Source organism: Azotobacter chroococcum (assembly GCF_002220155.1).
GTDB classification, from domain to species: Bacteria; Pseudomonadota; Gammaproteobacteria; order Pseudomonadales; family Pseudomonadaceae; genus Azotobacter; species Azotobacter chroococcum.
This window is the reverse complement of sequence record NZ_CP011835.1, coordinates 276,629-291,501: the sequence shown is the minus strand read 5'-3', so window position 1 is coordinate 291,501 and position 14,873 is coordinate 276,629. Positions and strand designations below refer to the sequence as shown.

General features: G+C 67.5%; 9 protein-coding genes, 1 tRNA gene, 1 pseudogene and 1 riboswitch. Of the genes and pseudogenes, 9 read left to right on the top strand and 2 right to left on the bottom strand.

Translation table 11 applies throughout. The features are described from left to right. Window positions 1–27 precede the first annotated feature (27 nt). Window positions 28–951 (bottom strand): LysR family transcriptional regulator, encoded by a 924-nt coding sequence (locus ACG10_RS01395; protein ID WP_089166834.1) that lies wholly within the window; start codon window positions 949–951, stop codon window positions 28–30. Window positions 952–1,146: 195 nt separating this feature from the next. Here ACG10_RS01395 and ACG10_RS01390 point away from each other — a divergent pair. From ACG10_RS01390 to ACG10_RS01355, 8 genes and pseudogenes are all read left to right on the top strand, one after another. Further along, window positions 1,147–1,314 (top strand): annotated as a pseudogene (locus ACG10_RS01390) (PrpF domain-containing protein); the annotation flags it as partial. Window positions 1,315–1,577: 263 nt separating this feature from the next. Beyond that, window positions 1,578–4,187: a bifunctional aconitate hydratase 2/2-methylisocitrate dehydratase gene (gene acnB / locus ACG10_RS01385; RefSeq protein ID WP_089166832.1), complete on the top strand. Its 2,610-nt coding sequence runs from the start codon at window positions 1,578–1,580 to the stop codon at window positions 4,185–4,187. 378 nt (window positions 4,188–4,565) lie between these two features. Continuing rightward, window positions 4,566–5,870 (top strand): CitMHS family transporter, encoded by a 1,305-nt coding sequence (locus ACG10_RS01380; RefSeq protein WP_089166831.1) that lies wholly within the window; start codon window positions 4,566–4,568, stop codon window positions 5,868–5,870. Window positions 5,871–5,968: 98 nt separating this feature from the next. Then, on the top strand, window positions 5,969–6,715 hold the full coding sequence (locus ACG10_RS01375) for a TerC family protein (protein WP_089166830.1): 747 nt from the start codon (window positions 5,969–5,971) through the stop codon (window positions 6,713–6,715). 102 nt (window positions 6,716–6,817) lie between these two features. Continuing rightward, window positions 6,818–6,892: riboswitch (cyclic di-GMP riboswitch) on the top strand. 88 nt (window positions 6,893–6,980) lie between these two features. Beyond that, entirely contained in the window at window positions 6,981–7,934 is a 954-nt protein-coding gene (locus tag ACG10_RS01370) for a calcium-binding protein (RefSeq protein ID WP_089166829.1), read from the top strand. Between the two features lie 347 nt (window positions 7,935–8,281). After that, window positions 8,282–10,345, top strand: a complete 2,064-nt coding sequence (locus tag ACG10_RS01365; RefSeq protein WP_089166828.1) for a multicopper oxidase family protein — start codon at window positions 8,282–8,284, stop codon at window positions 10,343–10,345. 275 nt (window positions 10,346–10,620) lie between these two features. Continuing rightward, on the top strand, window positions 10,621–12,708 hold the full coding sequence (locus tag ACG10_RS01360; RefSeq protein WP_089166827.1) for a multicopper oxidase family protein: 2,088 nt from the start codon (window positions 10,621–10,623) through the stop codon (window positions 12,706–12,708). A gap of 157 nt (window positions 12,709–12,865) precedes the next feature. Continuing rightward, a tRNA-Arg gene (locus ACG10_RS01355) sits at window positions 12,866–12,942 on the top strand. A gap of 140 nt (window positions 12,943–13,082) precedes the next feature. On the opposite strand, the gene ACG10_RS01350 is transcribed toward ACG10_RS01355, so the two are convergent. Continuing rightward, window positions 13,083–13,367, bottom strand: coding sequence for a hypothetical protein (locus ACG10_RS01350; protein WP_131256003.1), 285 nt, complete (start codon window positions 13,365–13,367; stop codon window positions 13,083–13,085). Window positions 13,368–13,538: 171 nt separating this feature from the next. On the opposite strand from ACG10_RS01350, the gene ACG10_RS01345 reads away from it, so the two are divergent. Next, window positions 13,539–14,840 (top strand): MFS transporter, encoded by a 1,302-nt coding sequence (locus tag ACG10_RS01345; RefSeq protein WP_408608423.1) that lies wholly within the window; start codon window positions 13,539–13,541, stop codon window positions 14,838–14,840. Window positions 14,841–14,873 lie beyond the last annotated feature (33 nt).

Sequence of the window (14,873 nt, the reverse complement as noted above, 5' to 3'; positions counted from 1 at the left end):
TGTTCAGTAAAACTGAAGACCCCAGGATCACTCGCCCAGCAGGCTGGCGCCGGGCCAATGCCCGGTGCGGACCAGTTCGCGGGCGACGCCGGCGACCGTCACCCGGGTGGCCAGGGCCGCAGGCGACAGCTCGTCGTCCGACAGGCTGGCGAGCAGGTTGCGCCGGCTCACATGGGCATCAATGATCGGCACGACGCAGAGCCCGGCCTCGCCGGAATGCGCCGCCGCGGCGCCCGGCTGGATGGTCGCGGCATGCCCGGCGCGCACGGCGTCCATGAGGGTGGCCAGGCCGTCGATCTCCATGATCACGTTGGGGACGACCCCGGCGCTTTCGAAGGCGGCCATCAGGCGGGTACGCAGGCCGTGCTGTGCGCTGGGCAGAAGCAGCGGCAGGTCGCCGAGATCGGCCAGCCTCAGGCTCTCGCCCGGAGGGGCGGGACACGCGGAGGAATGGATGACGAACAGTCGCTCGTCGAGCAGCGGCATCACGCTCCAGCGCTTGGCCATGTCGGTCTGGAACAGCACCGCGAGATCCAGCTGGCGGGCATTGAGCTGGCCGGCCAGGTAGCCCGAGAGCATTTCCACCAGGTGCAGCTGGATATCCGGGTAGCGCGTGCGCATGGCCTCGATCAGCGGCAGGGCCAGCACGCTGGCGGTGGTCGGTGCCAACCCCAGGCTGACATAGCCGCTCATGCGGTCGCGGCGGGCGGCCTGCACGGCATTCTCGGCCTGGCGCAGGGTCAGCTGGGCATGGTGCAGGAAGGCGAGGCCCGCGCTGGTCGGCGTCACGCCGGTGGAGCTGCGATTCAGCAGCCGGGCGCACAGCTCGCTTTCCAGCTTGGCGATCTGCTGACTCAGCGCCGAAGTGCCGACGCCCAGCTCCAGTGCGGCCCGCCCCAGGCTGCCCAGTTCGACGACCTTGACGAAATAGCGCAACTGCCTGAGTTCCATCGGCTGTCCTGCGGGATAACTCGTTCGAGAGGGATCGGCGGCAGCAGAGCGGGCAACCGACCGTAGCGGCCACCCAATTGATAACATTAAAGAAATAATACTAACAATATTTGCATTGGAAACATTTTTGGTTCCGTGTGAATCTCCTGCCAGAAGCATCAATAACTTATGGTTAATAAATAGAAATTCCTAATGATGCAGCCCATCCCCTGCGTGCTGATGCGCGGAGGCACTTCCAAAGGCCCCGTTTCTTGCCAGCGACCTGTCCGGTTCGCCCCGGGAGCGCACGAGCCGCTACTGACCATCATGGGCTCCGGCCATGAGCCGGAAATCGATGGCACCCGCGGCGGCAGCACCCAGACCAGATGCCTTTTTGGCACCCCTGTCCAGTCGAAGCTGTTTTCAAAGCGTCACGAGCACAGTTGACCCGAATGGAACGGCGCAGGCACCCACCACAGGGTGCCGACACCTCCCCTCCCTCGGCGTAAAACTTTGAAAACAGCTTCTGGAGGGGGATCGTCGCAACCTTGGCCGTGCCGCCCATAAAGCGGCGAAGGCGCTTGCGTGCGGAGATTCCCAGGATGAGTGTCCCGGAACCCCCTGGGACCACTGATGAGGGTAAAACTGTGCTTGAAGCCTATCGCAAACACGTAGAAGAGCGTGCCGCCCAGGGCGTCGTGCCCCAGCCGCTGAACGCCGAGCAGACCGCAGGCCTGGTCGAACTGCTGAAGAACCCGCCGGCCGGCGAAGAAGCCTTCCTGGTTGACCTGATCACCAACCGTGTTCCGCCGGGCGTGGACGAAGCAGCCTACGTCAAGGCCGGTTTCCTCTCCGCCATCGCCAAGGGCGAAGCCACTTCCCCGCTGATCAGCAAGTCCCGCGCCGTCGAGCTGCTGGGCACCATGCAGGGCGGCTACAACATCGCCACCCTGGTCGAACTGCTGGACAACGCCGAGCTGGCCACCGTGGCTGCCGAGCAACTCAAGCACACCCTGCTGATGTTCGACGCCTTCCACGACGTCGCCGAGCGCGCCAAGAAGGGCAACGCCGCCGCCAAGGCCGTGCTGCAGTCCTGGGCTGACGGCGAGTGGTTCACCGCCAAGCCGGCCGTTCCGGAAAAAGTCACCCTGACCGTGTTCAAGGTCCCGGGCGAAACCAACACCGACGACCTGTCGCCCGCTCCGGACGCCTGGTCGCGCCCTGACATCCCGCTGCACGCGCTGGCCATGCTGAAGATGGCCCGCGACGGCATCGAACCGGTCCAGCCGGGCTCCGTCGGCCCGCTGAAGCAGATCGAAGCGGTCAAGGCCAAGGGCTTCCCGGTCGCCTACGTCGGTGACGTGGTCGGTACCGGTTCCTCGCGCAAGTCCGCCACCAACTCGGTGCTGTGGTTCTTCGGCGACGACATCCCCTACGTGCCGAACAAGCGCGCCGGCGGCTTCTGCTTCGGCACCAAGATCGCCCCGATCTTCTACAACACCATGGAAGACGCCGGCGCCCTGCCGATCGAATTCGACTGCACCAACCTGGCCATGGGCGACGTCATCGACGTCTACCCGATCAAGGGTGAAGTGCGCCGCAACGGCAGCGACGAGCTGGTCACCAGCTTCTCGCTGAAGACCGACGTGCTGCTCGACGAAGTCCGCGCCGGCGGCCGTATCCCGCTGATCATCGGCCGCGGCCTGACCGAGAAGGCCCGCGCCGAGCTGGGCCTGGCTCCGTCCACCCTGTTCAAGAAGCCGGAAGCGCCGGCCGACAGCGGCAAGGGCTTCACCCTCGCCCAGAAGATGGTTGGCCGCGCCTGCGGTCTGCCGGAAGGCAAGGGCGTCCGTCCGGGCACCTACTGCGAACCGAAGATGACCACCGTCGGTTCCCAGGACACCACCGGCCCGATGACCCGCGACGAGCTGAAGGACCTGGCTTGCCTGGGCTTCTCCGCCGACCTGGTGATGCAGTCCTTCTGCCACACCGCCGCCTATCCGAAGCCCATCGACGTCAAGACCCACCACACCCTGCCGGACTTCATCATGAACCGCAGCGGCGTGTCCCTGCGTCCGGGCGACGGCATCATCCACAGCTGGCTGAACCGCATGCTGCTGCCGGATACCGTCGGTACCGGTGGTGACTCGCACACCCGCTTCCCGATCGGCATCTCCTTCCCGGCCGGCTCCGGCCTGGTGGCCTTCGCCGCCGCCACCGGCGTCATGCCGCTGGACATGCCGGAATCCGTTCTGGTGCGCTTCAAGGGCAAGCTGCAGCCCGGCATCACCCTGCGTGACCTGGTGCATGCCATCCCCTACTACGCGATCCAGGCCGGCCTGCTGACCGTCGAGAAGAAGGGCAAGAAGAACATCTTCTCCGGCCGCATTCTCGAGATCGAAGGTCTGGACAGCCTGACCGTCGAGCAAGCCTTCGAGCTGTCCGACGCCTCCGCCGAGCGTTCCGCTGCCGGTTGCGCCATCAAGCTGCCGGAAGCGGCCATCGCCGAATACCTGCGCTCGAACATCACCATGCTGCGCTGGATGATCGGCGAAGGCTACGGCGATGCCCGCACCCTGGAGCGTCGCGCCCAGGCGATGGAAGCCTGGCTGGCCAATCCGAAGCTGCTGGAAGCCGACAAGGACGCCGAATACGCCGCGGTGATCGAGATCGACCTGTCCGAAGTGAAGGAGCCGGTTCTCTGCGCGCCGAACGACCCGGACGACGCCCGCCTGCTGTCCACCGTTGCCGGTCAGAAGATCGACGAAGTGTTCATCGGCTCGTGCATGACCAACATCGGTCACTTCCGCGCTGCCGGCAAGCTGCTCGACAAGGTCAAGGGCGGCATCCCGACCCGTCTGTGGCTGGCTCCGCCGACCAAGATGGACGCCCACCAGTTGACCGAGGAAGGCTACTACGGCATCTACGGCAAGGCCGGTGCGCGCATGGAAATGCCGGGCTGCTCGCTGTGCATGGGTAACCAGGCCCGCGTACAGACCGGTTCGACCGTGGTTTCCACCTCGACCCGTAACTTCCCGAACCGTCTGGGCGATGCGACCAACGTGTTCCTGGCTTCCGCCGAACTGGCGTCGGTCGCCTCGATCCTTGGCAAGCTGCCGACCGTTGAGGAGTACATGGAATACGCGAAGAACATCGACACCATGGCTGCCGATATCTATCGCTACCTGTCCTTCGACCAGATCGCCGAGTACAAGGAAGCGGCGGCCAAGGCCGAACTCCCGGTCCTGCAGGTCTAAGCGACACTCCCGCTGAATGAAGAAGCCCCGCCCCGTGCGGGGCTTCTTCATGTTCATGGGCGGCAGCGGAAAGTAGCGGAATGCGCGAAGGCGAACTCGGCGCCGAACTCACACTCCCGACAGATCACCCCGCAAGATACGCTTTTTCACTCCACGATCAGCGCATTTCTCCAGCGAAAGCTCGCTGAAAGTTTGGCTGCGTAGCATCCATCTCCAGAGCCGGCGCCCGACCGGTCGCCCGACAAAAACAATGAGTGGAGATTGCCATGCACCCCGTTTCCCGTTCGTCCGCCCCCGCCCTGCCCTCCCACAGCCCGTCGACCTCCCTGCGCTGACCGCCAGGCCACGCAGCACGTCCCCACGTCCGGAGTACTCGCCATGCTGACCTTCCTCGGCTTCGCCATGGTCCTGACCTTCATGGTCCTGATCATGACCCAGCGCCTCTCGGCGCTGATCGCCCTCATCGTCATCCCCGTACTGTTCGCCCTGTTCGGCGGCTTCGCCGGCGACATCGGCCCGATGATGCTGCAGGGCATCACCAAGCTCGCCCCGACCGGGGTGATGCTGATGTTCGCCATCCTCTACTTCGCCCTGATGATCGACTCGGGGCTGTTCGACCCGCCGGTGCGCTTCATCCTGCGCATGGTCAAGGGCGACCCGTTGCGGGTGTCCGTCGGCACCGCCGCGCTGGCGCTGATCGTCTCCATGGACGGCGACGGCGCCACCACCTACATGATCTGCGTCGCCGCCATGCTGCCGCTGTACAGCCGCATCGGCATGAACCCGCGGATCATGGCCGGCCTGATCATCCTCGCCGGCGGGATCATGAACATGACCCCCTGGGGCGGCCCCACCGCCCGCGCCGCCAGCGCCCTGCACGTCGACCCGTCGGACGTCTTCGTGCCGATGATCCCGGCCATGGCGATCGGCGTGGCCGCCCTGCTGGGCATGGCCTACCTCTACGGCAAGCGCGAGCGCGCGCGCCTCGGCGTGCTGCACCTGGCCGACGGCACTGAAGACCATTCCGACGTCAGCGTCTCCCAGTACCCCGAAGCGCGCCGGCCGAAGCTGTTGCTGATCAACGCCATGCTGACCCTGGGCCTGATGGGCACCCTGATCGCCGGCGTGCTGCCGCTGCCGGTGCTGTTCATGATCGCCTTCAGCCTCGCCATGATCATCAACTACCCCTGCCTCAAGGCGCAGAAGGAACGCGTCGCCGCGCATGCCGGCAACGTGCTGGCGGTGGTCGGGCTGATCTTCGCCGCCGGCATCTTCACCGGCATCCTCTCCGGCACCGGGATGGTCGACGCCATGTCGAAGAGCCTGCTGGCGCTGATCCCCGACGCGATGGGCCCCTATCTGGCCGTGGTGACCGCGCTGGTCAGCATGCCGTTCACCTTCTTCATGTCCAACGACGCCTTCTACTACGGCGTGCTGCCGGTGCTCACCGAGGCCGCCAGCCACTACGGCATCAGCCCGGTGGAGATGGCCCGCGCCTCGATCGTCGGCCAGCCGGTGCACCTGCTCAGCCCGCTGGTGCCCTCCACCTACCTGCTGGTGGGCCTGGCGAAGATCGAGTTCGGCGACCTGCAGCGCTTCGCCCTGAAGCTGGCCACGCTGATCTGTGTGGCGATAATGCTCGCCGCGCTGGCCATCGGCGTCTTCCCGCTGGCCGGCAACTGAACGACGCACTGACGAAAATTTCACACTGTCGCGTACAGACTCCCACGGCCGGCGGCCACCCGCTGCCGGCCGTTCAACCGACAATTTGAGGACCCTTTATGGACTGGCTGACCAACCCGGAGATCTGGGTTGCCTTCTTCACCCTGACCGCGCTGGAGATCGTGCTCGGCATCGACAACATCATCATGATCTCCATCCTCGTCGGCCGCATGCCGAAGGAGATGCAGGCCCGCACCCGGCTGTTCGGCCTGGCGCTGGCGATGGTCACCCGGATTCTCCTGCTGCTGTCGATCTCCTGGGTCATGGGCCTGACCGTCGACCTCTTCCACGTCTTCGGCCAGGGCATTTCCGGACGCGACCTGATCCTGTTCTTCGGCGGCCTGTTTCTGCTGTGGAAGAGCAGCACCGAGATCTACCACGGCCTGGAAGGCGAGGACGAGACCAACGAGACGCCCAAGGGCGGCGGCCAGTTCATCGGCACCATCGTCCAGATCGCCATCATCGACATCGTGTTCTCCCTGGACTCGGTGATCACCGCAGTCGGCATGGTTTCCCACGTGCCGGTGATGGTCGCCGCGATCATCGTCGCCGTGCTGGTGATGATGGCCGCCTCCGGCACCATCAGCGAGTTCATCGACAAGCACCCGAGCCTCAAGCTGCTGGCCCTGTCGTTCCTCATCGTGGTCGGCACCGTGCTGATCGCCGAGAGCTTCGAGGTGCACGTGCCCAAGGGCTACGTCTACTTCGCCATGGCCTTCTCGCTGGCGGTGGAAGCGCTGAACATCCGCATGCGCCGTCCGCGCGCAGAACCGGTGCACCTGAGCCGGGACATCCCCGGCCAGTAAGCCGCAGCCGCAGTACGAAAAACGGGGCCCGCGCGGCCCCGTTTTTCGTTGGGCAAGGTCACGCTCCAAGATGGCAAATTGACACCTAAGTGCTATCGTTTTGCCTGCCAAAGCCAACCTCGTAGCGATGCGAGCACGGAAAGCCACGGATCTCACCGAGATGGCCGGGCCGCCAGACGTTCAACTTCATCCAGAAACGGAAAACCCTGGCCCGTGCATTCGAGGCGCACTTGCTTCCTCCGCGGGCCTGGGTGGGGGAGGAAAAATGGCAGCAATCAACGGAAGCGATAACAGCGAAACGCTCGAAGGCACCGACAGCAAGGACACGCTGAACGGCGGTGCCGGCGACGACACCCTCTACGGCGAAGGCGGCAACGACAACCTCAACGGCCAGGCAGGCGACGACACCCTCTATGGCGGCGACGGCAACGACGTGCTCAACGGCCAGCAGGGCGACGACAGCCTCTACGGCGACGCCGGCGACGACATCCTGCACGGCCAGGAGGGCGACGACAGTCTCGCTGGCGGCGACGGCGACGACCGTCTCACCGGCCACGAGGGCGACGACACCCTGACCGGCGGCGCGGGCGCGGACGGCTTCCACTACAGCTTCGAGGTCGTCGAGGACGAGGCCGTCAGCGAGCGCTTCACCGACTGGCTGATCGCCAACGGCATGGGGGGTTACGTCGGCGAGGACGGCCAGCTGCTCGACGGCACCGGCCAGGGCGACTTCGCCAAGAATTACAACCAGTGGCTGGACTACCTGGTGACCAAGTACGACCTGGCCGGCGGGCAGGACTACACCATCGAACTCAACCAGACCACTACCGGCGTGCCCTCGGTCTGGGTCGACGGCGTGGACGTCCTGGCCGGCCAGCTCTCCGAGGGCGAGGACTTCACCTTCACCACCGGTAGAACGCTCCAGACCCGCTACTACTCCGACCTGTTCAGCTTCGGCAGCGGTCTGACCGCCACCAGCACGGACGGCCACGACACCATCACCGACTTCGTGCAGGGCGAGGACATCCTCGACTTCTCCGGCCTCACCGCCGCGCAGTTCGACGAGCTGTTCGGCATCGCCCAGACCGATGCCGACGACGACGGTGCCAGCGACGACACCGTGCTGACCATCACCGGCGACGACAGCTGGTCGCTGACCCTGGTCGGGGTCACCGGCTTCAACCCCGACAGCGACATCCAGTTCGCCACGCCCGTCTGACTCCGCGCTCCTGCGCGGCAGGACCACAGCGGCGACAGGGAACATGCCCGCATCGCAGGATGCGGGCATTTTCGTTCAGGCCCGGCGCCACCCACGCAGCCGAGCCCCTGCTTTTCGTCGGGCTTCAGGGAACTTTTCGAGCGCTCCACTAGACTTCGAACAGCCTCGCCAAGCCGCGCCGGGACGAGCACTCCGGGCAGTAGCGGGCATTCCGTGCAGCACCCTTGCAATCAGCGACTCAACCGAGGCAGGAAGCCGCCGCAGGGCGCCGGCCGGCCGGCGGGCCTGCCCGCGGACCGGATGTGCGACCGCGGCAGACGACAGAACAACATCAGGGACTCTCGCACATGACCTGCACCAGTCCGGGGCGCCTGCTCGCCCTGTCCTCGACCCTCGCCCTCGGCCTTGCCAGCCAGACCGCCTCCGCCGCCCCGATAGCGGAGTCGCGCATCGTCCGCGAACCGCCGGCCGCCGTGCTGCGCGGCGCCCCCCCGGAGCCGGGAACGCCGGGGCAGCGCCTTTCCGCCGAGCGCCAGCGGACCTCCGGCTCCCAGCCGGAGGTCTTCTACGACCTGAAGGTCCGCTACGTCGACGGCAAGATCTACAATCCCGAAACCGGGCAGAACGACGCCGTGCGCCTGCGCGCCTACGCGGGCGAAGCGGCCGATCCGCAGGCCCCCACCCCCTATGTCGCCCCCAAGGTGGAACTCTGGCCGGGCGAGACCTTCCGCCTGACCCTGCACAACGAGCTGCCGACCGACGACTCGAGTTGTCCCCATGGGGAGCATGACCACAACGTGCCGCACTGCTTCAACAACACCAACATCCACACCCACGGCCTGTGGGTGAGCCCGTCCGGCAACTCCGACAACGTGCACCTGAAGATCCCCCCGCAGACCACCTTCCAGTACGAATTCAACGTGCCGGCCGACCACCCGGCCGGCACCTTCTGGTACCACTCGCACCTGCACGGCACCACCGCGCTGCAGGTCTCCTCGGGCATGGCCGGCCCGCTGATCATCCGCGGCGACCGCCTGCCGCAGGCCAAGGACGACGGCAGCCTGGTCCCCGGCGACCTCGACACCCTGCTGGTCGCGCCGAATGGCCGGCCCTTCCGCGAGCGCACCCTGCTCTTCCAGCAGATCGCCTACGCCTGCCGCGACCAGGACGGCGCCATCAAGCGGGAAGCCGACGGCAAGTGGCTCTGCGCCGCGGGCGACGTCGGGGGGATCGAGCGTTACGACCAGTTCGGCATCGTCCCGCGCGGCGACGGCACCCTCGCCACCCTGTGGAGCACCTCCGGCCGGCGCACCGCGATCAACGGCCTGGTCGAGCCCTACGTGGTCGACGCCAAGGCCGGCAGTGTCGAGCGCTGGCGGCTGATCCACGCCGGGGTGCGCGACTCCATCCGCCTGAGCTTCCGCAAGCTCGACCCGGCCCAGGCCTCCGCCGCGCCCGGCAAGAGCCGGCTGGCGCGCCAGCGCTTCATCGAGAAGGCCTGCACCGGCGCGCCCCTGGCGCAGTTCGCCGTCGCCGGCGACGGCCTGACCCGCAGCGCGGTCTCCCAGCGCGATTCGACGGTGCTCCAGCCCGGCTATCGCGAGGACCTGCTGATGGTCTTCCCCGAAGCCGGCACCTACTGCATCGTCGACGAAACCCTGCGCCCCGAGCAGAGCGTCAACCACGAAAGCTACCCGCGCGAACTGCTCGGCTACGTCGAGGTGAAAGGCTCGGCCGCCGGCCAGAACCCCGCGACACTCCTGCGCCAGGCGCTGGAAACCGCGGCCAGGGCGCGCATGCCGCAGGGCAAGGTGCGCAACCAGGTGCTCGCCGACCTGGCCGACGGCCTCAAGCTGGGCGCCTTCACCCCCCACGAGCCGGTCGCCGACACCGAGATAACCGGCAACCGCACCCTCGGCTTCCAGATCGTCCTGGCGCCCGGCCAGGCGCCCAGCTTCGAGGTCGGCAAGATCGACTTCAGCAGCGGCGAGCCCGAACCCTTCGAGAGCGCGCCCTACAACCAGGAAGCGGTGCAGCGCCAGCTCACCCTGGGCGCCGTCGAGGAGTGGAAGCTGACCTCCTTCTCCTTCGGCCACCCCTTCCACATCCATGTGAATCCCTTCCAGATCCTCTCGGTGAAGGACCCCGAGGGCAACGAGGTGAGCGGCGCGCCGACGCCCGGCGACGACGGCATCCCCAGCCAGTACGCCAACATGCGGGGCACCTGGCGCGACACCCTGTTCGTCCAGGACGACCACCTGATCACCATCCGCTCGCGCTACCGGCGCTACACCGGCGACTTCGTGCTGCACTGCCACATCCTCGACCACGAGGACCAGGGCATGATGCAGAACGTGCGCATCTCCCAGACGGGCAGCGGAGAAGACGAGGACTCGGGACACCAGCACTGAACCGCGACGGGGCCGGAAGGCCCCGTTTCCGCCCCGCTGTTCGCCATTCGCCCACAATCACCGTGCCGCTGAACGCGGCCCCTGACAATCCCACACATTCACAATGGGCATCACACAGGGCTTCCCCTACAATCCGGCCGCCTCGCGAAACCGCTCTGGGACGGGCGTTCCGGATGTAAGCCCCCAGCACCGGCATCGTCGATGCAGGAAGCCGCCCACGGCACGCGCCGCGGCGGCACGACGACGAAGAAGAAATTCAAGGACCCACGAAGCCCATGACCAGCCTCCACCGGGGCCGCCTGTTCGCCCTCTCCTCCACCTTTGCCCTCGGGGTCGCCGTCCAGCTCGCCCCCGTCCAGCAGGCCGCGGCGGAAGTACCCGCCGCGCGCATCGTCCGCGAACCGCCGGCCGCCCTGCTGCGCGGCGCGCCCGCCGCACCCGGCAAGAGCGGCCCGAGCCTGATGACCGCCACGCCGCTCAAGGCCCGTCCGCAGGCCTCCAGCGTCGGCAATGAAGTCTTCTACGACCTGGCCATCCGCTACGTCGACGGCAAGATCTACAACCCCGACACCGACAGCGACGACGCGGTGCGCCTGCGCGCCTTCCAGGGCGAGGCCAGCGACCCGCTGATCCCCTACGTCGGGCCCAAGGTGGAACTCTGGCCGGGCGAGACCTTCCGCCTGACCCTGCGCAACCAGCTGCCCAAGGACGACCCGAGCTGCAAGCCGCGCGACGAGCACAACGGCCCGCACTGCTTCAACAGCACCAACATGCACACCCACGGCCTGTGGGTGAGCCCGTCCGGCAACTCCGACAACGTGCTGCTGAAGATCGACCCGGGCGTCGATTTCCAGTACGAGTACAACGTGCCGGCCGACCACCCGGCCGGCACCTTCTGGTACCACCCGCACCTGCACGGCGCGACCGCGCTGCAGGTCGCCTCGGGCATGGCCGGCCCGCTGATCATCCGCGGCGACCGCCTGCCGCAGGCGCGCGACGACGGCAGCCTGATCCCCGGCGATCTCGACACCCTGCTGACCGCGCCCAACGGCGAGGCCTTCCGCGAACGCGTCCTGGTCTTCCAGCAGATCGCCTATACCTGCCGCGACCAGGACGGCAACATCAAGAAGGACGCCGACGGCAAATGGCTCTGCGACAAGGGCGACGTCGGCGGCATCGAGAGCTACGAAGGCCAGTTCGGCATCACCCCGACCGGCGGCACCCAGTGGAACGCCTCCGGCCGGCGCACCGCGATCAACGGCCTGGTCGAGCCCTACGTGGTCGGCGCCAGGGCCGGCAGCGTCGAGCGCTGGCGCTTCATCCACGCCGGGGTGCGCGACTCCATCCGCCTGAGCTTCCGCAAGCTCGACGCGGCCCAGGCCTCCAGCAAGCCCGGCAAGGGCCGGAAGGCCCGCGAGCAGTTCATCCAGCAGGCCTGTACCGGCGCGCCGCTGGCGCAGTTCGCCGTCGCCGGCGACGGCCTGACCCGCGGCGCGGTCTCTCGGCGCGACTCCACGGTGTTCCAGCCTGGCTATCGCGAGGACCTGCTGATGGTCTTCCCCGAGCCCGGCACCTACTGCATCATCGACGAGACCCTGCGGCCGGAGCAGAGCGTCAACAACGAGAGCTACCCGCGCGAGCTGCTCGGCTACGTGACGGTGGACGGCCCGGCCGCCGGCAAGGCGCCCGAGGCGGTGCTGACCCAGGCGCTGGAAACCGCCGCCAAGGCGCGCATGCCGCAGGGCAAGGTGCGCGACAAGGTGCTCGCCGACCTGGCCGACGGCCTCAAGCTGAGCGCCTTCGCCCCGCACGCCGACATCGCCGCCAGCGAAGTGACCAACCATCGCAGCCTCGGCTTCCAGATCGTCCTGCCGCCGGGCCAGGCCCCGCTGTTCGAGGTCGGCGAGATCGGCACCGGCGAAGGCGGCAAGCCCGTGCCGGTCAACAGCTCGCCCTACGAGCCGGGCCGCCTCGACCGCCTGCTGGAGCTGGGTGCCGTCGACGAGTGGAAGCTGACCGCCTTCGCCTTCGGCCATCCCTTCCACATCCACGTGAACCCCTTCCAGATCGTCTCGGTGAAGGACCCCGAGGGCAACGAGGTGAGCGGCACGCCGGTCCCGGATGCCAACGGCATTCCCAGCCAGTACGCCAACCTGCAGGGCACCTGGCGCGACACCCTGTTCCTCCAGCAGGGCTACACCGCCACCGTGCGCTCACGCTATCGCCGCTACATCGGCGACTTCGTGCTGCACTGCCACATCCTCGACCACGAGGACGAAGGCATGATGCAGAACGTGCGCATCGCCCTGCCGGGCACGGCGAACTCCGGCATGCCCACGCCGATGCCGATGGCTCACCACTGAAAGCGGCCGGGCGGCGCCAGCCACGCCGCCCGGCTCGCAACATTGGCGTCGTGCGTTCCGGGTTGTGCAAGCGCGCCGCTAATGCTTAAATATGGCCTCTTTGCTCCAGGGGCACCGGTCGCCCGACCGAATCCCGCTCCCGGAACATCCCCGTAACGCGCTCGTAGCTCAGCTGGATAGAGTACTGCCCTCCGAAGGCAGGGGTCGTGGGTTCGAATCCCGCCGAGCGCGCCATCTCCCTTGCGAATCGACGAATCAGGCATGCCGGCCAATGCGCTTGGCGCTCTCTCCACACGTCTGTCTGCCGCCCCGGAATGAAAAGGGCGGATGCCGGGTCTGTCCCGACACCCGCCCCATGGCGAACGCCTGTCTGCCTAGCGCCCGGCCCCGGCAGTATCGTGGAGGCCGCGCCAGGTGCAGTTTCCGCTCAACGGGCATTGGCCCGCTGCATTCGCCCTATTCGTCTTCGGCGTCGGGCCGGACGGTGAACGCAGCCAGCGTCCCAAACACAGGCCGGTCACGAACAGGATGAAGCATGCGAACACGATGGAAAGAACGATAGACATCAGCATGAGGTTGCCCTCCTTGGCGTAGTGACGACACGAATCTAGCCAGCGATTGCGCTTGTCAATATTGACCTGGCTCATGAGATGCGGCATTTCGACTCGGATCTCGTCGCTGATCGCCCACTGACTGGCCCCGGCCGGTTGGAAAGCGCTCCGGACGGTGTCACCCTGCGGCAACAAACACCGGCGCTCCCACCGAATGCCTGCGGGTGGCGGGGCACAGGGCGGCGCCCTTCCCCTCAACCCTTGCCTGCGAGTAACGACGTGTCCGACGCGATTTCCTCCGGGGCCGGTTCCAGCATCTACCGCTATCCCGGCTTCCTGCCCTTCCTGATCGGCCGCCTGGCGGCCGTCTGCGCCCTGCAGATCCAGGCCGTGGTGGTGGCCTGGCAGGTCTACGACGCGACCCGCGATCCGCTGTCGCTGGCCTGTGTCGGCCTGGCCCAGTTCATCCCCATGCTGCTGCTGTTGCTGCCGGCCGGCGACCTGATCGACCGCTTCGACCGCAAGCGCATCCTCGCCGCCAGCTGGGCGGTCGAGGCGCTGTGCAGCGCCCTGCTGCTCTGGCTGTCGCTGGGCGACACGCTGAACACCGCGGCGATCTACGCCGTGCTGGCGCTGTTCGGCTGCGCGCGGGCCTTCACCGGGCCGACCCTGCAGAGCCTGCTGCCGCAGATCGTGCCGCGCGAGCGGCTGGCTGCGGCGATCGCCGCCAACAGCATGATCATGCGCGGCGCCACCATCGCCGGTCCGCTGTTCGGCGGCGGGCTCTACGCCCTCGGCGGCGGCCCGCTGAGCTATGCGCTGTGCATGGCCGGCTTCCTGCTCGGGCTGGGGCTGCTGCGCTGGGTGCCGGTGCGCTTCGCCGAGCCGCCGAAGAGCCTCGAGGCCAGCGCCTGGGAGCGCTTCACCGCCGGCATCGTCTTCATCCGCTCGCGGCCGATCGTCCTCGGCACCATCTCCCTGGACCTGTTCGCCGTGCTGCTCGGCGGCGTGGTGGCGCTGCTGCCGATCTACGCCCAGGAGGTCCTGCAGGTCGGCCCGGAAGGACTCGGCGCGCTGCGCAGCGCCATGGCCATCGGCGAAGTGCTGGTCGGCCTCTGGCTGAGCGTGCGGCCCTTCGACCGCCACGTCGGCCTGAGCATGTTCGCCGCGGTCGCGCTGTTCGGCCTGGCCAACCTGGTGTTCGCCCTGTCCAGCCTGTTCTGGCTGTCCTTCCTGGCCCTGCTGGTGGCCGGCGGCGCGGACATGGTCAGCATGTACATCCGCTCCTCGCTGATCCAGTTCTCCACCCCGGACGCCATGCGCGGGCGGGTCAACGCGGTGAACATGCTGTTCATCGGCTCTTCCAACGAGCTGGGCGAGTTCCGCGCCGGCAGCAGCGCCGCCTGGTTCGGCACGGTGCCGGCGGCGGTGCTGGGCGCGCTGTGCACGCTGACGGTGACGGGCGGCTGGATGTGGGGCTTCAGGTCGCTGCGCCGGGTCGACCGCTTCGAGGACGCCTCGCCTGCCGCCCTCCCCGAAGCCGAAACCGCTCCGCCGCGCGCGGGCGCCGCGGCCGTGTAGCCGTTCGGCGGGCCGGTCGCTGCCCGCCAGCCG